This window comes from Haloarcula amylolytica (assembly GCF_049705545.1).
GTDB classification, from domain to species: Archaea; Halobacteriota; Halobacteria; order Halobacteriales; family Haloarculaceae; genus Haloarcula; species Haloarcula amylolytica_B.
Genome location: NZ_JBNAMU010000001.1, coordinates 790,849 through 813,898, shown reverse-complemented (window position 1 = coordinate 813,898; position 23,050 = coordinate 790,849). Strand labels below are relative to the sequence as shown.

The 23,050-nt window shown below is 63.9% G+C and carries 25 protein-coding genes and 1 pseudogene; 11 read left to right on the top strand and 15 right to left on the bottom strand.

The window, feature by feature from the left end; translation table 11 throughout:
• The 4 genes from pstB to ACOZ4H_RS04350 are packed head-to-tail and all read right to left on the bottom strand — an operon-like array spanning position 1 to position 5,934.
• Positions 1-942, bottom strand: coding sequence for a phosphate ABC transporter ATP-binding protein PstB (pstB, locus tag ACOZ4H_RS04365; RefSeq protein WP_424328145.1), 942 nt, complete (start codon positions 940-942; stop codon positions 1-3).
• A complete protein-coding gene (pstA, locus tag ACOZ4H_RS04360) occupies positions 935-3,589 on the bottom strand; it encodes a phosphate ABC transporter permease PstA (protein ID WP_424328144.1) in 2,655 nt (884 codons plus the stop codon). Before pstA ends, pstB begins: the two co-directional genes overlap by 8 nt.
• The gene (gene pstC / locus ACOZ4H_RS04355) at positions 3,586-4,707 is read right to left on the bottom strand and encodes a phosphate ABC transporter permease subunit PstC (RefSeq protein ID WP_424328143.1); all 1,122 of its coding nucleotides are present in this window, start codon (positions 4,705-4,707) and stop codon (positions 3,586-3,588) included. The genes pstA and pstC overlap by 4 nt, the downstream gene beginning before the upstream one ends.
• A gap of 60 nt (positions 4,708-4,767) precedes the next feature.
• Positions 4,768-5,934, bottom strand: coding sequence for a substrate-binding domain-containing protein (locus tag ACOZ4H_RS04350; RefSeq protein ID WP_424328142.1), 1,167 nt, complete (start codon positions 5,932-5,934; stop codon positions 4,768-4,770).
• Between the two features lie 330 nt (positions 5,935-6,264).
• On the opposite strand from ACOZ4H_RS04350, the gene ACOZ4H_RS04345 reads away from it, so the two are divergent.
• The 6 genes from ACOZ4H_RS04345 (at position 6,265) to ACOZ4H_RS04320 (ending at position 11,473) form a co-directional block, all read left to right on the top strand.
• Complete coding sequence (locus tag ACOZ4H_RS04345; protein ID WP_424328141.1) at positions 6,265-7,269, top strand: PhoU domain-containing protein; 1,005 nt, start codon at positions 6,265-6,267, stop codon at positions 7,267-7,269.
• Between the two features lie 321 nt (positions 7,270-7,590).
• Complete coding sequence (locus ACOZ4H_RS04340) at positions 7,591-8,760, top strand: thiolase C-terminal domain-containing protein (protein ID WP_424328140.1); 1,170 nt, start codon at positions 7,591-7,593, stop codon at positions 8,758-8,760.
• Entirely contained in the window at positions 8,757-9,188 is a 432-nt protein-coding gene (locus tag ACOZ4H_RS04335) for a Zn-ribbon domain-containing OB-fold protein (protein WP_424328139.1), read from the top strand. The genes ACOZ4H_RS04340 and ACOZ4H_RS04335 overlap by 4 nt, the downstream gene beginning before the upstream one ends.
• Before the next feature lie 582 nt (positions 9,189-9,770).
• Complete coding sequence (locus tag ACOZ4H_RS04330; protein ID WP_424328138.1) at positions 9,771-10,163, top strand: cupin domain-containing protein; 393 nt, start codon at positions 9,771-9,773, stop codon at positions 10,161-10,163.
• A gap of 166 nt (positions 10,164-10,329) precedes the next feature.
• Positions 10,330-10,998 (top strand): nucleotidyltransferase domain-containing protein, encoded by a 669-nt coding sequence (locus ACOZ4H_RS04325; RefSeq protein ID WP_424328137.1) that lies wholly within the window; start codon positions 10,330-10,332, stop codon positions 10,996-10,998.
• On the top strand, positions 10,988-11,473 hold the full coding sequence (locus ACOZ4H_RS04320; protein WP_424328136.1) for a hypothetical protein: 486 nt from the start codon (positions 10,988-10,990) through the stop codon (positions 11,471-11,473). The genes ACOZ4H_RS04325 and ACOZ4H_RS04320 overlap by 11 nt, the downstream gene beginning before the upstream one ends.
• Before the next feature lie 300 nt (positions 11,474-11,773).
• Here the strand turns inward: ACOZ4H_RS04320 and ACOZ4H_RS04315 are convergent, their stop codons facing one another.
• From ACOZ4H_RS04315 to ACOZ4H_RS04285, 7 genes are all read right to left on the bottom strand, one after another.
• The gene (locus ACOZ4H_RS04315; RefSeq protein WP_424328135.1) at positions 11,774-12,163 is read right to left on the bottom strand and encodes a rhodanese-like domain-containing protein; all 390 of its coding nucleotides are present in this window, start codon (positions 12,161-12,163) and stop codon (positions 11,774-11,776) included.
• Positions 12,164-12,201: 38 nt separating this feature from the next.
• A complete protein-coding gene (locus ACOZ4H_RS04310) occupies positions 12,202-12,744 on the bottom strand; it encodes an NUDIX hydrolase (RefSeq protein WP_424328134.1) in 543 nt (180 codons plus the stop codon).
• On the bottom strand, positions 12,741-13,154 hold the full coding sequence (locus ACOZ4H_RS04305; protein WP_424328133.1) for a hypothetical protein: 414 nt from the start codon (positions 13,152-13,154) through the stop codon (positions 12,741-12,743). The genes ACOZ4H_RS04310 and ACOZ4H_RS04305 overlap by 4 nt, the downstream gene beginning before the upstream one ends.
• Positions 13,154-13,567, bottom strand: coding sequence for a DUF5809 family protein (locus tag ACOZ4H_RS04300; RefSeq protein WP_424328132.1), 414 nt, complete (start codon positions 13,565-13,567; stop codon positions 13,154-13,156). The genes ACOZ4H_RS04305 and ACOZ4H_RS04300 overlap by 1 nt, the downstream gene beginning before the upstream one ends.
• 23 nt (positions 13,568-13,590) lie before the next feature.
• Positions 13,591-14,052, bottom strand: coding sequence for a DUF5810 domain-containing protein (locus ACOZ4H_RS04295; RefSeq protein ID WP_424328131.1), 462 nt, complete (start codon positions 14,050-14,052; stop codon positions 13,591-13,593).
• Positions 14,053-14,290: 238 nt separating this feature from the next.
• Positions 14,291-14,788, bottom strand: coding sequence for a ribosomal protein S18-alanine N-acetyltransferase (rimI, locus tag ACOZ4H_RS04290; RefSeq protein ID WP_424328130.1), 498 nt, complete (start codon positions 14,786-14,788; stop codon positions 14,291-14,293).
• A gap of 538 nt (positions 14,789-15,326) precedes the next feature.
• Positions 15,327-17,300, bottom strand: a complete 1,974-nt coding sequence (locus ACOZ4H_RS04285; protein ID WP_424328129.1) for an aconitate hydratase — start codon at positions 17,298-17,300, stop codon at positions 15,327-15,329.
• Between the two features lie 141 nt (positions 17,301-17,441).
• On the opposite strand from ACOZ4H_RS04285, the pseudogene ACOZ4H_RS04280 reads away from it, so the two are divergent.
• The 4 genes and pseudogenes from ACOZ4H_RS04280 to ACOZ4H_RS04265 form a co-directional block, all read left to right on the top strand.
• Positions 17,442-17,924: pseudogene (locus tag ACOZ4H_RS04280) on the top strand (deoxyuridine 5'-triphosphate nucleotidohydrolase); the annotation flags it as partial.
• 222 nt (positions 17,925-18,146) lie between these two features.
• The gene (locus ACOZ4H_RS04275; RefSeq protein WP_424328128.1) at positions 18,147-18,806 is read left to right on the top strand and encodes a helix-turn-helix domain-containing protein; all 660 of its coding nucleotides are present in this window, start codon (positions 18,147-18,149) and stop codon (positions 18,804-18,806) included.
• A 223-nt stretch (positions 18,807-19,029) separates the two neighbouring features.
• Complete coding sequence (locus ACOZ4H_RS04270; protein WP_424328127.1) at positions 19,030-19,308, top strand: HalOD1 output domain-containing protein; 279 nt, start codon at positions 19,030-19,032, stop codon at positions 19,306-19,308.
• 58 nt (positions 19,309-19,366) lie between these two features.
• The gene (locus ACOZ4H_RS04265) at positions 19,367-19,750 is read left to right on the top strand and encodes a methylglyoxal synthase (protein WP_424328126.1); all 384 of its coding nucleotides are present in this window, start codon (positions 19,367-19,369) and stop codon (positions 19,748-19,750) included.
• Positions 19,751-19,781: 31 nt separating this feature from the next.
• Here ACOZ4H_RS04265 and queC read toward each other — a convergent pair whose 3' ends face one another.
• The 4 genes from queC to ACOZ4H_RS04245 form a co-directional block, all read right to left on the bottom strand.
• Positions 19,782-20,480, bottom strand: coding sequence for a 7-cyano-7-deazaguanine synthase QueC (gene queC / locus ACOZ4H_RS04260; protein ID WP_424328125.1), 699 nt, complete (start codon positions 20,478-20,480; stop codon positions 19,782-19,784).
• 18 nt (positions 20,481-20,498) lie between these two features.
• Entirely contained in the window at positions 20,499-21,281 is a 783-nt protein-coding gene (locus tag ACOZ4H_RS04255) for a 7-carboxy-7-deazaguanine synthase QueE (RefSeq protein WP_424328124.1), read from the bottom strand.
• A complete protein-coding gene (locus tag ACOZ4H_RS04250; protein WP_424328123.1) occupies positions 21,281-21,730 on the bottom strand; it encodes a 6-pyruvoyl trahydropterin synthase family protein in 450 nt (149 codons plus the stop codon). The genes ACOZ4H_RS04255 and ACOZ4H_RS04250 overlap by 1 nt, the downstream gene beginning before the upstream one ends.
• Before the next feature lie 96 nt (positions 21,731-21,826).
• Positions 21,827-22,108, bottom strand: coding sequence for a hypothetical protein (locus ACOZ4H_RS04245; protein WP_424328122.1), 282 nt, complete (start codon positions 22,106-22,108; stop codon positions 21,827-21,829).
• 142 nt (positions 22,109-22,250) lie between these two features.
• Between ACOZ4H_RS04245 and ACOZ4H_RS04240 the strand changes: the two genes are divergently transcribed.
• A complete protein-coding gene (locus ACOZ4H_RS04240) occupies positions 22,251-22,940 on the top strand; it encodes a hypothetical protein (RefSeq protein WP_424328121.1) in 690 nt (229 codons plus the stop codon).
• Positions 22,941-23,050 lie beyond the last annotated feature (110 nt).

Below are 23,050 nucleotides of genomic sequence, written 5' to 3'. Positions count from 1 at the left end.
TTACCCGAACTTGCCGGTGATGTAGTCCTCGACGCGCTGGCTCTCGGGGTTCTCGAAGATCTTGTCCGTGTCGTCGTACTCCACGAGTTCGCCGCCGGTGAGGAACACGGCGGTCTGGTCGGAGATGCGGGCCGCCTGCTGCATATTGTGGGTGACGATGACGACGGTGTAGTCCTTCGACAGTTCCTCGACGAGATCCTCAATTTTCGACGTGGCGATTGGATCGAGCGCCGACGCCGGCTCGTCCATCAGGATGACCTCGGGGTCGACGGCCAGACAGCGGGCGATACAGAGTCGTTGCTGCTGGCCGCCCGAGAGGCCCAGCGCGTTGTCGTCGAGGCGGTCGCTGACCTCGTCCCACAGCGCGGCCTGCTTCAGCGACCGCTCGACGAGTTCGGCCTCCTCTTCGGTGTCATCGCGGCCGAACAGGCGCGCGAGCAGGCCCTTGTTGATGTCGCCGTGCTTGCGAGGGCCGTAGGAGATGTTCTCGCGGATGGATTTCGGGAACGGGTTCGGCGACTGGAACACCATCCCGATGCGCTTGCGGAGTTCGACGAGGTTGGCGTTGGGGTCGTAGATTTCGGTGCCTTCCAGTTCGACCGAGCCGTCGATGCGGGCGGCCTTGATGCGGTCGTTCATCCGGTTCAGACATCGGAGATACGTCGACTTGCCACACCCAGACGGCCCGATGAGCGCCGTGACGCTGTTTTCCGGGATCTCCATCGAGACGTCTTTCAGCGCGTGGTCGTCGCCGTACCAGACGTCGAGGTTCTCGACCGAGAGTTTCGTGTCGCCGTCGAACTGGTATTGCCGCCACTCCTCGCGGACCTGCTCCTCGCTCTCACCGGCCGTCGTCTCGGTGCTCGGCGAGGCGGCTTCGACCGTCTGTCTGCCGTTCGTTTGCGTGTCAGTGCTCGTCTCCGTGTTGATGCTATCACTCATAGTTGAGCTTCCTCCGGAAGTACGTCCGCGCCGTGATACCGACCGCGTAGAACGTCAGCACGACCATCAGCAGGATGAACGCCGTCGCCCACCCCATCTGTGGCGACCCCGACACCCCGGCCGCGATGACGGCCCACACCTGCGTCGGCAGCGACGCCGAGGCCGTCAGCAAGGCGTCGTTGGCGATGAACGGCGGCCCCGAGACGAAGCGGAAGCCACCGATGACGTCGACGGCGGCCGTCGCGTTCAGCGTCGACCCGAGCACGAGAATGAGCGGGGCGGTCTCGCCCGCGATGCGGCCGACGCCGAGGATGACGCCGGTGATGACGCCCGGCATCGCCGCCGGCAGGACGACGCTTTTGATCGTCTCCCACCGGGTCACGCCCAGTGCCGCGCTGGCGTCCCGGTACTCGTCGGGGACGGCCTTGATGGACTCCCGTGAGGTGATGAGCACCAGCGGCAGGAGCATGAACCCGAGCACCAGCATCCCGGCCAGCAGGGACTCGTCGCCGCCCAGCCGCGGAATCAGGAACGCGGCCCCGAACAGGCCGAAGACGATGCTCGGCGTGGACCAGAGCGCGTTCGTCGCGATCTCGACGAGTGCGGTGAACTGGCCCTGCTCGGCGTACTCGGTGAGGAACACCGCCGCACCGACGCCCAGCGGGACGGCGAACAGCGTCGCGCCGATGACCAGCCACACCGTGCCGATGATAGCAGGCATGATCCCGCCGGGTTCGGCCCCCAGCGGGATGTAGGCCTGCATCACCATCGGCCACGAGAGGCTGCTCGCGTTCGAGACAGAGACGCCGAGCACAGTGAACGAGACACCGGTCGCGGCCACGTGCAGGCCCACCAGGGCAGTGAAACCGGCCGCGCCGACGAGGCCGAGCCGCGTCTCCTCGGTCAGCAACCGGCGGGTAATCGTCGCCTCGCTGGACCGCTTTGCGATAGTCGTGAGCGTCGCCAGCGCGAGCGAGGCGAGGGCGGCCGCGAACGCGACCGCCGGGACGAGGTTCACCGGACCGACCTGCGGATTGACGCCGGCGACGGGCTGGAGAACGAGCGCGGTCAGCAACAGCCCGAGCCCGCCGAACACCCCCAGCGTGAACAGCGGGGCCTCGCGCTGTGCGCTGTCTGCCAGCGTCGGCCCGTCGCTCGTGAGCACGCCGACGAGCGGGGAGACGGCGAGGCCGCCCGCCGCGACCGCACCGGCGACGACGGCGGCGAATCCGAGCGTGCCGCCGAGTGGCAGACCGAACGGGGCGGGACCGAGAACCAGGAAGAGGCCGATGAGCACGACGAGCGCGAGAACCGCGGTCGGGACGGCCTGTCGAACCGAACCGGTCCGCTCGGACTCCGTCCCGACCTTTCGGAGCGAGCCGAACGAGCGGAAGAAGGTGACCGCCAGTAGTAGCGCGGGCGCGATCAGCAGTAGCGTCCCGACCGTCGTGTCGGGTGTCACCGCGATTGCTGTATCGAGGGCCTGCCCCTGTCGGTTGACCTGCACGGTGTAGGTGTAGGGGTACCGCAGCGGGGACCCGGTGACGAGCACGCTCACGAACGTCGCGGCGAGCGCGCCGACCGCCGCCAGCGGGAGGACCCGGAACAGCTGTCGAGCGCCAGCGTTCCAGTCGTTCGCGCCTGCTGGCGTGCGAGCGAACTGGACCGCGGCGAGAAGCGCCGGCGTCAGGAGGACCAGCGCGGTCAGCGCACCGACCGAAAGTCCGTGGAAGGCGTAGCCGACACCCTTGATAGTCACGAACACGACGATCGTCGCCATCACGGCCACCATCAGGAAGGCGTTGAGGTTGATGACGAGGAAAGCCCCGTACTCACGGCCCCGGGCACCGAACCCGGCCCGGCACTTCGCGGCCGACCAGGCCGACAGGAGCGTCCCGACCAGGAGGAACACCGGGATGACCGCGCCGCCGGTGAACCCGCCGGAGAGCGTCTGCGGGTTCCACTGCCAGCCGACGCCGATGGTGCCGGTCACGATCGTCAGCCCGAGCGCGCCGACCACGATGGCCGTCGGGAGCGTCGAGCCGAGGTCTTCGCGGGGGAGAATCGCCAGCAGGAACAGGCCGACGCCGGCGGCGACGGCGCCGACGAGCCACAGGAGCGAGCCGAACCCGGCGAGCGCTCCCCCGGCGGCGCCCCCCATGGCGAGGCCGATAGCGCCGAAGGCCACGCCGGAGAGCAGCCCGGCGCTCATGTTCGGTTCCGTGTCCACGAGGTCGAGCCGGGAGGTGACGCCGGCGACGGTGACCGCCAGCGCCTCGACCAGCAACACGGTTCCCAGCAGCGTCGCCATCGTCACCGGAAGGGTCGCTGCGAGGGCGGTCAGCGCGACCGTCGAAACGACGAGGCCGAGCCCGATGCCCCGTACCCGCTGTGAGGTGACCGGGACGACGTTGGTGTAGGAGGCGAGACCGGTCATTCCGACCGCTCCGACCACGACTGCCAGCAGCGTCCCGAAGGCCGTGGTGAGGGTCCCGCCGCTGGCACCGGGCGGGACCAGGTTCACGAGCGTGACGAGCCCGAGCGCGAAGCCGACGACGCTCAGCGCAATCGCCGTATCGAGCCCCCGGTCGTAGATGTTCGAATCCGCGCTGACGAGTCGGTCCGTGGTCGCGTAGGCGTCACTCATTGTTGCCCCTTCAGTTTCCGCTGCATGCGCCGCTCGATGTACTGCGAGACGATGCTCATCCCGGCGACGATGACGAACAGCATCACGCCGGCGACGAACAGCACGTCGACGGTGCTCTCGGATGCGCTCCCGTACTGGGTCGCGATCAGGCTTGTCAGCGTCGCGTTGGCGTCGAAAATATCGAACAGCGGGTCGGCGAACTGCGTCCCCGAGGCCATGATCGCGGCGACGGCCATCGTCTCGCCGATGGCCCGGCCCAGGCCGAGGATGACGGCAGCTGAGATGCCCGAGAACGCCGCGGGGATGGAGATGCTCTTCATCGTCTGCCACTCGGTCGCGCCCATCGCGACGGAGCCGTCACCCATCGACTGGGGGACGCTGGAGAGGGCATCCTCGCCGACGGAGACGACCGTCGGAAGCGCCATCACGCCGACGACGATGCCGGCGATGAGGAAGCTCGCCCCGTCGTCGAGGAAGTTCGTCTGGATGAAGCCGTTCAGCACCTGGAAGCCGATGAACCCGTAGACGATAGAGGGGATACCGGCCAGGATCTCGACGCCGGGCTTGATGAGTTCCCGCAGGCGGTCGCTGGCGACTTCGGCGATGAACAGCGCGCCGAAGAGGCCGAGCGGCCCCGCCACCGCGCCCGCAATGGCGGTGACGACGACCGTCGCCCATATCATCGGTATCAGGGAGTAAGCCCCGCTGAGCGGGTTCCAGTACGTCGAGTCCGACGGCAGCACGGATTCGAGCCAGAAGAACCAGCGGGCCGCACCGTTTTGCTCCGGAATCAGCAGCAGTCCGAGTCCGTGTTCGAGAAACGCCGGCAGTGCGCTCACGAACAGGAAGAACGTGATGAACGCGACGGTCAGCACCGTGAGGATCGTCGCGACCAGCGTGAGCAGGCGTGCAACCTCGGCCTGATAGGTGACCCAGCCGACCGCCGTGACGAACACGAACGCGAGCAGCATGGGCAGTGCCAGGGCCGGCCGAAACAGGAAGACGAGAATCGTCGCCATCAGCGTCGTCGCGACTGCGCCGACAGCGAGCGTCGACCCGTCAACTCTGTCCTCGCTCGACACCGACTCGCCCTCCGTCGTAGGTATGTCCTCAGTCATAGTATGGAAAACCGACCGACACGGTCGACAGTCGTCCAACTGAACCTCAGTTGCGGTCGATCACACCTGATCGGGGAGCTTGGCGCGCTGCTCTTCCTGGCGGCGAGCGCCGAGCTTGAAGTAGTTGTTCGGCGCGACGAAGGTGTCCTGACCGAAGTCGGACAGGATCATGTTGATGACGGCGGCCTCCTTCTTCGAGGTGCCTTCCCACGTGTACATGTGGAGGTCGCGCGAGAGGGGGTAGGCCTTCGAGTCCAGGCCGTTCTGGTCGTCCTGGTAGCTGTAGGTCGTCCCTTCCCATTCCAGCGCGATGGGGGCCAGCCCGTCGGTGTCGATGAACGCCAGCGCGAGATAGCTGATGGCGTTGTCGGCCTGTGCGATGGCCTGTGCAAGGCGCTGGTTCTGGCCGTAGCGGTTGGCGACACTGGTGTCTTCTTCGGGGTTGCCGAAGACGTTGGAGACGAACGACGTTCGCGTCCCGGAGCCCTTGACGCGGCCGAGCACCTGAATCTCGCGGTCCGGGCCGCCGAGTTCGCTCCAGTTGGTGATTTCGCCCTTGTAGAGGCCCTTGAGTTGATCACCGGTGACCTGTTCGACACCGGCGTCGGCGATCTCCTGAGAGACGACCAGCGGCTGGCCGTCCACGCCGACGACGTGGTCGACGAACTGCTCGTAGGAGTCACGGTCCGGCAGTTCGTCCTCGACGTTCCCCGAGGAGTTTCCGATGTCGTTCTGGCCGTTCATGACCTTCTCAACGCCGGTCCCGGAGTGGGAGAGCCCGACGGTGAACTGGAACGGCGGGCCGTCCTCGCCGCCGGCCTCGAATCCGTAGAGCCCCGCCCAGTAGTCGGCGAGATTCTGGTCCGTGTCGATGTCGTACTCACCGTGGGGCCAGTACTCGGAGTCGCTGGCCGGTCGGTTGGCGTTCCAGTAGGAGGCCGCAGTGTTCGCGATGGGATACACTGTCGAGGAACCGCCGGATTCGAGAGCCCCGCTGCCGCCGGAGTTGCTCCCTTCGGCCGTGCTCTCGGTCTCTTCCATTGCGGTCGCGTCCGTCTCCGTCGACGCCGCCTCGGTGTCCGCACTCCCGCCGGAACTCCCGTCCGACTCGGAACCGCCGCTGCCGCTGGAACACCCGGCGATTGCAGCAATGCTGGTCGCACCTGTCGTTGCGATGAATTTCCGCCGCGATACGAACTCTGACAGCCCGTCTGGATCGTGCGCCATCACCAGAGTCCAGTGAGACAGCTAATAAGTAATCTGCTAAGATATCTATATCGTATGGCGTATTACTATATAGATATGGTGTGGTAAACAACCACAAACAGGTAGGCATATATCAGCGGCACCGTCAGCATTGGGCCGCTAGAGCCCCGAATGAGCCAGGAACGGACGGTCATCAGAAACAGGTGTGTTAGCCGTCTGCATCGTCTATACTGTCGAATATCGTCACAGAACGTCCGCTTAGCCGGCGAATATGTCCTCAAATATTAGAGCTTCAGTATAGTATATAGATATGAGTGGATTTATATCATCCCGTGAACGAGTGGCAGTCACATGGAGACACGTAAGGTCCAGGTGACAGGCGGGTCGACATACACCGTCTCCCTACCCAAAGAGTGGGCGACAGAAAACGACGTGAGCGCGGGCAGCGTCGTCGAGTTCCACGCCGAACGGGACCTGCTATTGCTCGCTCCCCAGCGGGACAACGGCCGCGTGGAGGGGAGTCTCGACGTGGACGGGCTCGAAAACAGGCACGAACTCACGCGAGCGGTAATGACGATGTACGTCAGCGGCTTCGACATCATCCAGCTCGAAGCCTCGCGGATCACGGCCGAACAGCGGCGGATAATCCGCGATGCGACACAGGGGCTTGTCGGCCTGGAGATGATCGAGGAGACGACCGACAGGGTCGTCCTGCAGGACCTGCTGGACTCCTCCGAGCTGTCGGTCCACAACGCCATCACGCGTATGCGGCTGGTCTCGCTGACGATGCTCTCGGACGCCGTCGAAGCGCTCATCGAGGACGACAACGACCTCGCAGAAGACGTGATGCAGCGCGACGACGACGTGGACCGCCTCTGGTACATGGTCTCGCGCGTGTTCCGTACCGTCCTCCGCAATCCGACGGCTGCCAACGAAATCGGCTTTCCGCGAGAGACCGTGTTCGATTTCCAGTCCAGCGCCCGCCAGCTAGAGCGTATCGCCGACCACGCGACCAAAATCGCCGGGCTCTCCCAGGAGATCGGCGAGATCACCGGCGAAACTGCCGACCTCCTCGACCAACTGGAAGCCGAGGCCATCGCCGTCCCCGAAACCGCCATGGATGCCCTGCTGACCGACGATTCCGACGAGGCCGTCGAACTGGCAAACGAGGCCCGGAACCGGATTCCCGACGTCGACGGGACCGCCCGCGAAGTCGACGGCGAGATCCGTGAGTTCGACCCGCAGAGCGCGCAAGTGCTCGGCCTCATCGTGGACTCGCTGTCACGGACTGCCGACTACGGCGGCAACATCGCCGAAAGCGCGCTCCAGAAAGCCGCACCGCGACCGCAGTCCTGAGACCGACACGGATCAGGACGGTTCCGGCCACCCCAGAGACCGCTGGACAGCCGACTCCCCACCTTCAGCACGTCGATACCAGACAGTGACGGCGGTGCCGCTTGTGTGTCGAGTGTATTCGCACCGGCTGTAAGGACTCGCGCTCATATTCGGGCACCGGGAACAGCGCCTCGCGTTCGTCGCGTGCCCCCTCGCTCGCGGTCAGCAGCGACTCGTACAGGGATCAGGAGTGCACGGAATCGTCCGCGCACGATATAAAGACGTTATACTGTTAAGCTCCAGAACAATCCGGACCCGGGTTTTACATGGATTTATATTAACATGCCAGAGCCAGTCATCGCGTCGGTCGGGGCCTCGCCGCTCGGCCGCACGGACCTCCCGGGCCGTGACCTGTTCTCGGTCGCCCTCGCGGAGGCGTTCGACGACCTGCCCGACCCTGCCGATCTCGTAGAGGCGGTTTACGTCGGCAACCAGTCGGAGAGCTACGAACACCAGATCATGTACGGGACGCTTCTGGCCGAGTGGGCCGGCCTTCGTCACGTCCCGGCCGAGCGAGTCGAGGGGTGTGCCGCCGCGGGCGCGCTCGCCCTGCGGCACGCGGTCAAGGACGTCCGCAACGGCGAACACGAGGCCGTGCTCGCGTGCGGCGTCGAGAAGATGACATCCGCAGGCACCAGCGGTGCGACGGACGCGCTGTCGGCGGCGTTCGACCGGGCCATCGAGCAGCGCTCCGGCATCACCGCGCCCAGCCAGTACGCTCTGCTCGGCCAACGCTACCTCCACGAGACGGACGCCACGGAACGCGACCTCGCCGAGATCGCAGTGAAGAACCACGCCAACGCCGCTCGCAACCCCCGGGCGCAGTTTCCGAAGGAGATCGACGTGGCGACGGTCCTGGAATCCGACCCCGTCGCCCCGCCGCTGAAGCTCTTCGACTGTGCGCCGGTCGGGGACGGCGCCGCGGCCGTCCTCGTGACGTCCGCCGACCTGGCGGCTGATCTCGACCGACCGCAGGTGCGCGTCGCGGGCAGCGGGGCCGCCGCGAACAACATCGCGGTCGCCGAGCGGGACATGACCGACATCGCGGGCGCTCGCGTCGCCACCGAGACGGCCTATGAGGAGGCGGGCATCGACGCCGCAGCGGTCGACCTCGCGGAGGTCCACGACGCCTTCACCGTCTGCGAGGCGCTGCTCGCGGAGGCCGCAGGCTTCGCCCCTTCAGGAACTGGCTATCAGAGCTACCGGGCGCCAGCGGAGCGGGCTGAGGGCTGGACGGACGTGCAGCTGAGCCCGAGCGGCGGACTGAAGGCCCGCGGCCACCCCATCGGCGCGACCGGGCTCTTGCAGGCGCTCGAAGCCTACGAACAGCTCACGGGAGCTGCGGGCGACCGCTCGGTGGAGGGGGCCGAAACCGCCCTGTTGCTCAACGAAGGGGGTGTCGGGGACGCCGTCACCGTCAGCCACGTACTCACGACGGCGGAGGCACCATGACTGACGGCGACCTCGATGCGACCGACCCGCGAACACTGCCGGGCTTTTTCGACGCCCTTGCTGACGGCGAACTCCTGGGCGGGGTCTGTGCGGACTGTGGACAGATCCTGTTGCCGCCGCGGCCGGCCTGCTACGCCTGCGGCAGTCGCGCCGTCGACGTCGAACCGCAATCGCGTGAAGGCCAGATCTTCTCGTACACGGCAGTCCACACGCCGCCGCCGGCGTTCGCGGCGGACGCGCCCTACACGGTCGCCGTCGTGGAACTCGCGGACGGTGGCCGCCTCCTCGGGCGCGTGGCCGCCGACTACGCCGACGTTGGCATCGGTGACCCGGTCGAACTCACGGTGCGCGAGCCGACGGCCACAGAGCGGGAAATCGCGCTCGATTACGAGACCGACTGGCCGGTCCACGTCTTCGAACCGCGGTGAGGGGTCGGCCCCACAACGAATGTTGCTGGCTACAAGTAATTCGACGACCCGCTGGCCTCTCAAGTCGGTTTAGACACGATGTCGTGACCCACCGGTGTAGGCCATTCTGAACCCGGGCGCGCATCGCACATGCGCTGGGCGTAGCTTCTCGGGCGGTAAGATACGGATCTTCAAAACGGCTCGAATAGACCAGTCACGCTGATGTTTATCGATCAGGTACGGTGGCGATACCGTTTGAATACGCTCAACGACGACTGGTCGATAGACGCACTTTTCAGCAATGGGGGGCTATCAAATGCTGGTGGCGATGACGAGATGTTACCCCCGCTGAGACACATTTTCTATTAATAGACTGGTGAGCTATTGTGGAAACAGTAGTTCTTTCCGACGGTCAGCTGAACATTCAGAAATCCCAAATCTGTGAGATGATCTGAACCTTGTGCTGAATACAGAGCGCGTATCTCGCAGAGTGACTCCCCGGATTTTCGAGTGAAACGAATCGCTCAATACAGGGTGAGTGCATATCAATTCGTTCAATCGTCCACGTGTTGACTTATTATCCGGACGATTGGATTGCTGGACATGACAGCAGATTTCGCCGTGATTGAATTGGAAGAGATTGAACAGGAGCAGTTCCCTGAGTCGGGGAACAGTCACCGAAAACTCACCGAACCGCTTGGTTGTACCGAGATGCGGATCAATACAGTGACTCTTGGGCCCGGCGAGACGACAGCACCACATTTCCACGAACAGCAAGAAGAAGTGTATATTGCTCTCGACGGCGGGGTTGTCGAGATCGAGGGCACCCGTCACGATGTTTCGTCAGGCAGTGTCGTTCGTATTGGGCCCGACGCCATCCGGAGTGTTAGGAATGATACTGACACCGAGGAGCAGACGTGGATTATGTGTGGTGCTCCTCCGCTCGGCACCGTCAACGACTTCGGACAATACAGGATGCCTGACAACGATAATTAAGCACGCACGTAGAGCGGCTGATTCAACGAGGACTCGTTGAAAGAGACTGAGTGATTGTGCTGAACTCACCCTCTGTATCTTGCACGCGATTCATGTCAGTCTGTAAGGATTCTGCCTGAGTGCCAGGAAGGAGGGTTTATACAGAATCATTCCTAATAGGAATAGTATGCCCAATAGGAAAGGTCCGACAACACTCGCTCTGGAGTATCCGTTTCCCGATGAGCGCGTCTTTCGGTATCAGGCGATGCAAGACGTGCTGTCGCGGTTGATTGAGGAGCCGTATGACGAATTCACCATCGGGCAGTTGGCTGAGATGGTCGACGGAAATCAGGCGACCGTCTCAAAGGCCGTCAAACTGCTCAAACAACTCGGTACTGTCCAGACGCGGCAAGAAGGCCGTAAGCAGTACGTGAGTATCCATCGTGACCGGCTCACAAAACCTGATCCAGTCTTATCTGTCCCCCAGTCTGAATTTCACAAGCCCATCAGAGCCTTTGTCGACAGGGTTCAGGCAGAAGTTGATGAGTTAGTTGGTGTGCTTCTCTTTGGCAGCGTCGCACGAGGCACGGCAGATCGCGCGAGTGACATCGACATTCTCGTCTTCGTTCAGGATGACAAGACAAAGGCTCGCCGAACTGTCCAGTCGATTGTGAGCACTCTCCAGCAAACGAAGTTTGTAGGTGACCGCTACAACTTCGAAGTCCTCGTCGAATCAACCGAAAGCGCGAAACGGATCGGCGATAGGCTACGGGAGCAGTTCGACGAGGGACTCATACTTGTTCGGTCTGAACAACTCTCCGATATTCGTAGGGAGGTGTACGCGAATGGAGAATAATTCCGTCGTCAACGCACTCGGGGCTTCCGAGCGTAGCTTCGAGCAAGCGCCCCGGAACGTCGAAGAGGGGCTCGATGTCGAGGAGGCCGAACTCGTACAGTTACGTCGGGCGTGTCGACTTCTGGCAGCTGCGTCTCGTCTCCTTGACGACGGCTACTATACGGTCGTCATTGAGTCATCATTCGTGGCGATCGAGCGGACAATCCAGTTCCGACTGATCCACGACGGCGCAATGGAAGCTTCCGAAGTAATCAGCAGTCATCGGAGACTCTACCAGCGAGGTGCAGCGGTCGGGCTCTACGATGATGCATTTGGGGAGCGATTAGCCGAACTGTGGAACCAAAACCGGACGAAAACGTACTACCGACTCGGAATTGCTACCGAGGCGCAAGCAGAGGCGATGCACGAACTCGCTACGGAGATGCATCGAGACCTGGTTGATGGGAGTCAAGTACGTCACGAGTGTCTCTGCTGACCGCAATGGCCGGCCTCTCATACCATCAGTCCCGGCTTGGCCGTTAACCTAACCGACATACCTGCTTTCAGATTCATCGAGTGGCCCCATCTAACTCATTTTGGTGGTCGGTTTCTGTTATAGGTCGGGCCGGAGTGCCGTTGCTTCTCGCGCCACTCCCAATCACGACTCGATAATAGACGAATTTTTCAGCGGCGAAGGAGTACCAGATATTGGTGGCGATGACGAGATGTTACCCCCGCTGAGCCCCTTGTGACGATGGACTTTTACTGAGCCACCATCTCGACTCCCGAACAGCAGCTAAAACGGTGCAGCGGGGCCTTCATCGGTATCGCCGTCAGCAGCGGCAGTGTCACTTGTCGGTGTCTCCCCGCCAGCGTCACCGCGCTCCAGCGGCCCGTCCCAGCCGTCGAGTCCGGGTGCGAGGCTCACGGCGTCTCCGTCGAATCCCTCGTACGAAGCGATGAGCCGGGCGGCCTGGACGCTGGATTTTCCGTGCGGGCAGACCGTCACGACTTCGTCGTCGCCCTCGAACCGTTCGACTTCGTCGACGAGCGACGGGAACGGGACGTTCTCGCTCCCGGGGATGTGGCCTCGCTCGAACGCGCCGGGCGAGCGGATATCGACTACCCGGACCGTCCCGTCTTCGAGTTTCGACCGCAGCTCGTCGGCGTCGATTTCGCCGTCCATATCCAGCCGCTAGCGGGCGATACCTAAACCTTCACCGGCTACAGCAAGCCGTCAGCCTGCGCTAGCAGGATACCCTCGATTGTGGCGTCGTTAGCCGGTTCGCGCCGGGCGACCTGCAACGCTTCGTCGATAGGGACCGTCGTCACCGAGAGGAACTCGTTGTCGTCGAGCTTCTGATCGACTGGTTCGAGCCCCTCGGCGAAGACGATGCCGCGGCGGTGCCGGAGCACGCCGGTCGAACACCAGAACTCCTCGATGAGCGAGACGCCGGCGGCCTCGAAGCCGGTCTCCTCGCGGAGTTCGCGCGCCCCGGCGGTCGTGTAGGACTCGTCGTCCTCGACGATGCCGGCCGGGAGTTCGAGACACTGCTCGCGGATGGTCGGGCGGTACTGGTCGACCATGACGAGTTCGTCGCCGGTCGTGGCAACCACGACGGCCGCCGCGGGCAGGTCCGCCCAGTAGTAGTCCTTCTCGGAGCCGTCTGGCTGGCGGACCCGGTCGTAGCCGCCGGTGTACCAGCCGGTCTCGTACTCGCGTTCGCTCTCGACGACGGGCCACTCGTGGGCCGGTTCTCGGGTCATACGTCCTGTCGGACCGCGACGTGGTAAAACGTGCCGTTGTGCCTGACGACGACGCCCTCGTCGGCCACCGCGCCGTCGTACTGCTGGCTGAGCGCGTCTCGCTCGTCGAACGGCGAGTGGGTGAACGCGCCCTTGAATCCGAACGGTCCGCGCCAGTACGGCTCAGACTGCCCAGCCGCCGACGGGGAGGCGTCGGCCAGCGCCTCGCTCGTGTACGGGAAGCGTCGCTCGGACTGGGTGCTCCAGTTGATCGCCGTGCCGTTGTCGACGCTGTACTCGCCGTCGGTCGGCGTGGCGACGACATAGTAGGGGTCACCACTCTTGAGGAGGCCCGGCAGCGCACCCAGCGCCAGTAACAGCACGACGACGGCGATGATGCCGAGCAGAGTGTTCCGTGTGACCGGGCGCATCAGACGACCTCGCGATAGATGCGACCGAAGGCCTGGCGACGGAGCGTGCCGACCGCGGCCCGGCGCTTGTCCTGAAATGTCGCCGCGACGGCCTGCTCTGCGAAGGGTGCGGCGTGCCAGACCACGTTGTCGACGTTCTCCGCGCCGACCAGCATCACCTCGCAATCGGTGTCCGCGCGCCACTCCTCGAACTCCGTCATCGAACCGACCTGGACAGCGAGCGATTCCGCGAACAGCACGTCGCGGGCGGTCTCGACGACCTCGCTGGTGACACGTTCTTCGTAGGCCTCCGCGTCGAGGCCCATCGCCTTCGCGACTTCCTTGACGACGACCTGCGCCGTCGGCCCGAACGCTTCGTAGCGCTCGCGGGCCTCGGCTGCCGATGCCGGCGCGAACTGCCCTGCAGTTTCCATACGTCCCCTTGCCGCCGGCGGGACTATTCGGTTTCGTCTCCGGACTCGCCAGCGTCGGACTCCGACGTGTCGCTGTCAGCGGCGTCCGCATGGGTTTCGTCGTCGCTATCGCGCAACATCTCTCGGGTCAGATCGCGCGCCTCGGCCAGTACCTCGCTGTCGTGGTCGCTGAGCGCGTTCGACCCCCGGTGGCGGTCCGCACCCTGCGGGAGATCGTGGCCGTGTCCGTGCTCGTGGTCGTGACTGTGCCCGTCGCCGCTTCGGTCGACGGTGTCCTCGAACACCTGCGGGAACTCCGTCTCGTCGGCGTACTCGACGACTTCGGTGGACAGTTCGTCTTCCCCGAGTTGGCCCCAGTCGGGGACGCGCTCATCGAGCCACGCTTCGTGGTCGTCGCCGCCGGTCATCGCCGTGAACGCGAGGTGGTTCGCCAGATGCACGTCGTCAGCTTGCGGGTCGTCACACACTGGACAGGCGTATCCCATCGGTGTGCGAACCGTGGGTACGGAGCCGTATATGCGGTCGGGGTCTCGGCGAAGTGGTCGTTTCGAGAAAGGTGTCTCTGAACAGTCAGAAAGCCCCGGCGGGCTGAACTCGGGGGACTCGCTGCGGGACTGGAGCGTGTCGCGGGCTTGCTGGCTCTTCGTGGGTACTCGCAGCAAACGAAGAACACGGCACCAACAGCTACACACCCGTTGCCAGAGCCAGACACAGAACACTCACCTACAGCAGGCGGACCATCACGAGCGCGTCCTCGCCGTTGCTGTAGTAGTTCGGAATGGTCTTCCGGTGTTCGAACCCGAAGCGCCGGTAGAGCCGTCGTGCCCCGTCGTTGTCGGCTCGAACCTCCAGTTTTATTGAACCGGCACCCGTCTCGCCGATGACCTCCATCGCACGCCGCAGCAGCGCGCTCGCAACGCCCTGCCGTCGGTACGCCGGCCGAACCGCGAGGTCCTTGATGTGACCGAGCGGCGTGCCGTGGTTCGGTATCGTATCCGCGATGACATAGCCCGCGACAGCAGGCGGCTCATCATCGTCGTTGCCGGTCTCGGCGACGAGGAACCCCGGTTCATCGAGATAACTCTCCAGCGCCGAAAACGGCCACGGCTGTGGAAACGACGCCTGCTCGATGCGGTGGACCTCGATGAGGTCCGCCCGGACGGCGCGCCGAATCGATGGCGTGTCCGGCGTCTCCGGTCCGTCAGGAGCGACCGTTGTCACGTGCGTTCTTCGGTGTGGACCTACATATGTGTTATCGCCGACCGAAGATACCCCGGTTTCTGACTGTTTGTCGATAGGTACTGATAATTCATGCATCGATACGACCGAGACAGGGAGAGAACGCCGGAAGGTTCTTTAGCCTGACGAGTCTACTTATAGTCGCACCCGTTTTGGGTGCCACCACCCCCACCCCCACCCCTCTTTCCAAATCTTTCCGACGTCGCCGAGTCGTACCATGGGTACTGTTGTGTCAGAGCCGACTGTACGCGTCGGGGTGAAGCAATATCGGCCACAGAGAGAACTAACGTCGGCATGGCACTGTTGGGGCGGACTTCGGATACCGCCGTTCGACCTGCGGGAAACGTGGGAGTAAGACTGGTTTCACTGCTCGAAAAAATCGCGGTCGAAAGGTGACCGCACTGTCTCACGGCGCTTCGCGCCGTTCGACCTGAAAACGATTCCCCGCTACGCTCGGAATCGCTCTGCTCGCGGGACCTGCGGTCCCGCTCCCAATACGAGGTTTCTGCGAAACCTCGCTTTAGTCGTCTGCAGGTGCAGCGCCGCCTTCGTCGTGCTGCTGCTTCGTGTGCGAGAGCTTGCCACCGGCGGCGAGGATCTCGCGTTCGCGCTCGGAGGCGTCGAGCTGGCCGGTCGCTTCCCAGTCGTCGTTCACGCGGATGGTGAACTCTTCCTGGCCGGAGCGGACGGCTTCGGCAGCGTCGTCGACGATCTCGATGTCGTCGCCTTCCTCGATCTTCTCGTAGGTCTCCTCGTCGATGGTGAGCGGGACGATACCGAAGTTGAACAGGTTCGCCTTGTGGATGCGGGCGAAGCTCTGTGCGAGGACGGTCTCGATACCCAGGTACATCGGGCACAGGGCCGCGTGTTCACGCGAGGACCCCTGGCCGTAGTTCTCGCCGGCGACGAGCACGCCGCCGTCGGCTTCGAGCGCGCGCTCCGCGAACGTGTCGTCGACGCGCGAGAGCGTGAACTCGGAGAGCTTCGGGACGTTCGACCGGTACATCAGGATGTCCTGCGTGGCCGGGATGATGTGGTCCGTCGTGATGTTGTCCTCCATCTTGAGGAGGGCTTCACCACCGACTTCGGTCTCGAGCGGGTCCTTCAGCGGCACGTCGCCGATGTTCGGGCCCTTGATGAGTTCGTCGTCGACGGCGTTGTCCGGCGCGATGAGGTCCGATTCGGAGTTGCCGATGTAGGAGTCGGGCATCTCCAGACCGGGGGCCTCGAGGTCGCCGAGTTCGTCGGCGAGGTCCCGCGGGTCGACGATTTCGCCCTTGATGGCCGCCGCGGTGGCGACTTCCGGCGAGCAGAGGTAGACGTTGTCGTCCTCGATGCCGGAGCGGCCCTCGAAGTTGCGGTTGAACGTCCGCAGGGAGACGGAGTCGGAGGCCGGGACGTGACCGATGCCGATACAGGCACCACACGTCGCCTCAGAGAAGTTGACGCCAGCGGCCATCATCTCCGCGGTCCAGCCCTCACGGGCCAGCATCTCGGAGGCCTGCTTGGAACCGGGGGCGACGATCATCTCGGTCTTCTTGTCGATGTTGCGCCCTTCCAGCATCTTCGCGGCCGGGAGGATGTCCTCGTAGGCGCCGTTCGTACAGGAGCCGATCATGACCTGCTCGACGTCGACGCCCTCGACCTCGGAGACGGGCACGACGTTGTCGGGCATGGACGGCTCGGCGATGAGCGGTTCGAGGTCCGAGAGGTCGACGACGATCTCGTCGGCGTACTCGGCGTCCTCGTCGGGGCCGATGTCCTCGAAGACGTCCTCGCGGCCGAGGCGCTCGAGGTAGTCCTTGGTCTGGTCGTCCGTCGGGAAGATCGAGGACGTGGCACCGAGTTCGGTCCCCATGTTGGTGATGGTGGTCCGCTCGGGGACGGTCAGCGTCTCGACGCCGGGGCCGGTGTATTCGAGCACCTTGCCGACGCCGCCCTTGACCGACAGCCGGCGGAGCAGCTCCAAGATGACGTCCTTGGCGGTGGCCCATTCGGGCAGTTCGCCTTCGAGGCGGACGTTGACGACTTCCGGCATCTCGATGTAGTATGCGCCGCCACCCATGGCGACGGCGACGTCGAGCCCACCGGACCCGATTGCGAGTTCGCCGAGGCCACCGGGCGTCGGCGTGTGGGAGTCCGACCCGAGCATCGTCTTGCCGGGTGCGGCGAAGTTCTCCTTGTGGACGTTGTGGCAGATACCGTTGCCGGGGCGCGAGAAGTGGGCCCCGAACGTGCCTGCGGCCGAGCGGAGGAAGCGGTGGTCGTCGGTGTTCTTGAAGTCGAACTGATAGGTCTGGTGGTCACAGTACTGGGCGGCCAGTTCCGTCTGGACCTCTTCGAGGCCCAGCGCCTCGAACTGCAGCCAGACGAGCGTCCCGGTCGTGTCCTGTGTCAGCACCTGATCGATCTCGATCCCGATCTCTTCTCCGGGTGTCAGCTCCCCTTCGACGAGATGGTCGTCGAGAATTTTTTCCGTAAGCGTCTGTCCCATAACGTGCGTCAATGGATGGCGCGGCGGTATAAATCCCGCGTATTCCGTCGTATTTTTCATATAAAAACCCGCTCCGTCCGTCACTCAGAAGCGAGTCAACCGACCGGGACGGCGGTCGGCCAGACCGGCAGGTCTTTCCACGACACTCGCACAGAACCCCGTATGTTCAAAAGCGGGCAGTTCGTCGCCGATGCGCTCGGCGACCTGCGTGAATCGCAAGTACAACCGAACGGCGTCGACCTCACGCTCGGTGCAGTATACGAGCAGGTCGAACCGGGACGCATCGAGCGCGAAGGCAAGACCGTCGGCGACCGACGGGAACTCGAACCCAGCGACGGGATCTATCGGCTCGACCGCGGCGGCTACATCGTCGAGTACGCCGACCGCGTCGTCATTCCGGAAGGACACATCGGCTTTCTCCTCCCGCGGTCGTCGTTGCTTCGCAACTCCTGCATGCTCGATACGGCCGTCTGGGACGCCGGCTACGAGGGGCGAGGTGAGGGGCTACTGGAGGTCCACCATCCCATAGAACTCGAACAGGGCGCGCGGATCGCACAGCTCGTTCTCGCCGACGCCGCCCACGAGGGGACGTACGAAGGGTCGTACCAGGGCGAGAATCTCTGATCCGTAACCGCGGTCCGGAAGGTGCCCCACAACCCCGGACATGGTAGGCCATGCTGGGAATTTAAGTGGATTTCCTGAGTGCTATCGATTGGTGCTTGAAGCAACTATACCCCGGTCCATACTGCCGTCAGCCTTCAGTACCCGGAAATTACACAAGCACCGTTTTCAGGTACGACAACTGTCTGACCGGGGTTTATCATTGTTGCTGCGTGACAGTGAGACATGATAGTAGAATTTCACATCGATGCCCCCCTCTTGCAGCGAACAGCCGAGGCGCTGAGTAAAGCCGCGATACGAATACAGCGACTGCACTGCGAGAGCGGCGACTGCCGTGCCGTCGCCTGGATCGGCCCAGTCGAGCGGCCCGCCATCGAAGCGAATCTGGCCCAGGACGAGAGTATTACCGATTACGCCCACGTAGCGGCTGAAGGAGATGGACACTGGTACACACTGCACACAACTGACACGACAGTCGATACGATCGGGCAGGCGTTGTTGAACGCGGACGGGTTTCTGCTCGGTGCCGCACAGACCGGTGACGACTGGGTGTTTCGAGCCCGGTTCCCCGAGAAGAGTTCAGTGCTGTCGTTCCGTGATGTGCTCGTGTCCAGTGATATCAACATCGACATTCAAACCATCACCGACGACACGGAAGCCTCTCCCCAGTTCGGCGTGACGGACCCACAGCAAGAAGTGCTGTTGCTCGCGCTCAATCGTGGGTACTTCACCGTCCCGCGAGAATCGTCCCTCTCGGACCTCGCCGCGGAGCTCGGAATCTCCAGTCAGGCCGCCTCGGAGCGACTCCGTCGCGGGACGCGAACACTGGTCCAGAACACGCTGGCGGCCCCTGAGCGTCCGCTTGTCGGCTCGCCGCCGGAGTAACCGAGTAAGAACGGCTCCCGGTCGGTGGACGCTACGAGGAGATAGAACGCAGAACTCTGGGAGCCAGCGGGTCGGGGGGCAAAATATTCCGAATGACTGCGTTCTGTGTTGTTCAGGGCGACAGTGTGCGGAGAGGCATCTGATGCGTCATCGGCACACCGGTTGCTTCAGACAGTGAAATAGCTCATCCGCTGTTATAAGAGAAGGGAGCGTACGCTGGAGTATGAGCTCTAACGAGGGGACTGTGTATCTGCTGCGGAACCGGGCCACGGAGGGGTCCGACGGCTGGGTGAGCCCCGAACCCGCAAGTGACGTTATTACCGATGCAGTTATCGAAGCGACGGATCTGGCTGCGGACGATATTGACGCGCTGGATACGTACGTCGACAGCGAGTCACTCCGTGCGGTTGTCACTGACGGGACGACGGAGTCGCTGACGTTCGCCGTCGAAGGACACGATGTGACGATTACCGCTGACGGAGAGGTCTCGGTCGACAGTTGAATCACCCCGGCGCTGCGCTGTCCAAATGACATAAGACGATGGCCCGAGAGCCCCAGGTATGACCCGCGTCGCACTCATCGCCCACGACGACGAGAAGCCCGAGATGATCGACCTGGCTCAGAGCTACGAATCCACGCTGTCGGAGTTCGACCTCGTCGGGACCGGCACGACGAGCAAGCGAATCATGGCAGAGACCGACCTCACCGTCGAGCGCAAGGAGAGCGGTCCGATGGGGGGCGACACGCAGATCGGCGCTGAGGTCGCCGAGGGCCGGATGGACGGCATCATCTTCCTCCGGGACCCGCTGACAGCACAGCCACACGAGCCGGACATCTCGGCACTTCTGCGCATCTGTGACGTCCACGACGTGCCGCTGGCGACGACGCGAGCCTCAGCAGAGTACATCCTCGAAGGGTTGGTTCGGGACGAAGCCGACGAGTAGTTCAGTCGAGAACCGACCGACAGCAGTCTGATCACTCCGCGTACGTCGGTCGTTCCGCGTACTCGATGGGGTCCCGTTCCCCGATGCGCTGGAAGGCTTCGAGCCGGAAGGCACAGGCGTCACACGTCCCACAGGCCGGTTCGTCGTCCCGGTAACAACTCCAGGTGTCCTCGTAGGGGACGCCGAGTTCGACGCCGCGCTCGGCGATGTCGGTCTTGGACCACTCGACGAAGGGCGCGACGAGGTCGATGTCGGTGTCGGGTTTCGTGCCGGCGTCGATAACGCCCTGGAAGGCGTCGAAGAAAGCGGGTCGGCAGTCCGGGTATCCCGAGAAGTCCTCGCTGTGTGCGCCGATGAAGACGGCCCCGCAGTCGTTGGCCTCGGCGTAGGAGACCGCCATCGACAGCAGATTGGCGTTGCGGAACGGGACGTACGAGGTCGGAATCTCGTCACTGTCGGTGTCGGCGTCCGTCACGTCCATCGAATCGTCGGTCAGCGACGACGCGCCGATCTGGGTGAGATGCCCCGTCTCGACGTGGAGGAAGTCCGCCGCGTCGACGTGGTCGGCCAGCGCGCTGGCGCACTCGTACTCCCGGTCCTCGGTGTTTTGCCCGTAGCTGGTGTGTAGCAGATACAGGTGGTCGTAGCCGCGGGTCTGTGCTTCGTAGGCCGCCGTGGCGCTGTCCATGCCGCCGGAGGCGAGCACGACAGCGCGGGTGTCGTCAGTCATCTGTTGTCGTTCAAGCGGTCAGGTTCCCGGTGCGTCGTTCCAGAGATCGACGTGGAGCCGCGGCGTGTACCGGTAGCCGTACTCCAGCGAGAGGTCAGCGACCGTCTCGCGGGTCGCTTCTAGCTGGTCGCGCGTCTGGCCTTCCGGCATCAGTAACACATCGTCGTCACGCACGCGGGCGGACGCGGAATCGCGGAGTCGCTCGACGAGGCGCTCGATTTCGGCCATGTCCTCGCGGCCCGTGACAACGAACTTCAGCTGCGTGTCGTAGGTTTCGACGAGTTCGGCCAGCGTCGGCACGTCGAGCCGGCGCTCCTCGTGGCGGTCCGCCCACTCGCCGTCGCCGTCAGGGTCGCGGTCGGCCGTCGGCGTACTGGAGGCCAGTTTCGGGCTGACGCTGGCGAGGTCGATAGGGGCATCGGGGACGACGGTCCCGTTGGTCTCGACGGTCGTGTGATAGCCCCGGTCGGCCAGCCGCTCCAACAGGTCCGCGCTCGAATCGTGAATGAGCGGTTCGCCGCCGGTGAGGACGACGTGGTCGGCGTCGTACTCCTCGACAGCCGCGAGCACGTCGTCGACGGTGAACCAGTCGTGAGTCGGCTCCCAGGAGGTGTGATAGGAGTCACAGAACCAGCACCGCAGATTACAGCCGCTGGTCCGGACGAACACGCTCGGGACGCCGGCCAGTCGGCCCTCGCCCTGGAGCGACTGGAACAGTTCGTTGATCGGGAGATCGCCGGTCTCCGCGTCGGCGTCAGATCGTTCGATATCGATCCCGGGCGCGTCGTTTGCGACCGGCATCAGCGGATACAGAGTTCGCTGGTCTCCCGAACGGTGACGACGACATCCGATACCGTCTCCGGGAGGCGGTCAGCGAGGCGTTGCTCCAGTATCGTCGCCATGACCTCGGCTGTCGGCGGGTGGTCGAGGACGACCACGGCGTCGCCGTCGCCGCTGGCGTCGAAAGCCTCGACCAGCGGGTCGCCGGCCTCCAGCAGGAAGCGGTGGTCCCACTCGTCGACCACGTCCGTGATCTCGCCCTTGTCGACGACCCACCCTTCGTCGGTGAGTTCGCCGGTGACGCGGACGGTGATCTCGTAGTTGTGTCCGTGCGGGCGCGAACATTTCCCGTCGTGGTGTAGCAGTCGATGGCCCGCAGAGATCCGGAGCGGCCGGTCGCCGCCGACGACGAGTTCGCGTTCGCCCGCGTCGACGAGCGTATCCTCGGCCTTCGATAGTCGCTGAGACATATCACGGTATTATCGGTCGGTGTCTTAACTCTCACGGGAGCTGGCCAGCCAGTGTCTCTATACCACGGAGATGACAGGGCCGTTCAATGACCGGTATCAGCAGTCGTTGTCGACCGCCGCGAGTCGCCGCTCCATCGCCCGGAGATACTCGGCAGCCGCGTCGGGACAGTCGTTGTCTATTGCGGTGTGTACTTGCTCGCAGCCATGCAGCAACTGCGCCCGTAAATCACACTCCGGGAGTTTGTTCCGACTGACCGTCTCGGCCGTCGCGACTGTCTGTCGAACCGTATCGAACTCAGCCGAGTCGACCGCTGCTTCCCCCGCTTCGGTGAGTTGTGTCAGTACCGCGTGGACGTCGCTGGGCAGATTTCTGGGCACACGCGGCATTAGGTGTCCACGATGATAACAGCCGTGTTGGACGCGTAGCGGTTCAGTGGCGTGGATCGGTCGCGCTACATGGCTACTGTCGCCGGCGGTCATCGGCGTAAGGGATAGGTCACTGCAGTCCACAGAGTCGAGTGTGACACGACGTGCCGTCGAACGGGAGTTCGAGCGCTACCTTTCGGAGTTCGTCGACGAGACGTACGCGGCGTTCGACGTGGCGGCCGTGCTACGCGGGTCAAGCGGGAGCGGGGGCCGCGTCGCGGGCAAACTGCTGAACAACAGCCGCCCGCTGGAACGCCACGTCATTCGGCCGAAACTCCAGTCCTACCAGCAGCAGATACTCGATCAGTTAGAGCCGGTGTTGGATTACGCCGCCACTGACGCGGCGTTCGACGCCTACGCCGACGACGTGCTGGCCCGTGATATCTACTGGAACGGGCTCCGGGACACCGTCCGCGGCGACCGCAGGGACCGGATTCGGGAGCGGCTACTGGCCCGCCAGCGCTCGTTCGGTGACGACCTCGCGCCGCTGGTCGCCGCCGACAGCGACGACTTCTGGACGGCCGTCACCGAGTCCTACGACCGGGAGACGGCGACGGAAATCGTACAGGAACACCTCGAGTTCACCGTCCCGTTGCGGGAAGAGCGGGACGCCTTCGCCTTCGAACTCACCATCGACCCCGGTGAGGTGCTGGGTGGTTTGGCACGAGCCCTGCCCACGCTCGACGTTGAGTTCACCGACGAGGCGCTACGGTCGATGCGACACGCTGAACAGCAGGTCATTCCGACTGCGAAGGCCGACGTGGAACGGGCCTACGAATCGTAGTCAGCGACGCCACTACGACCGTTTTGTACAGGTCCAGCGACCGGCTGGTGGTCCTCACGAGTTTAGTTCGAAAGTGGACACGACGGCCGTCTTGGCACGTGGACGGCCGT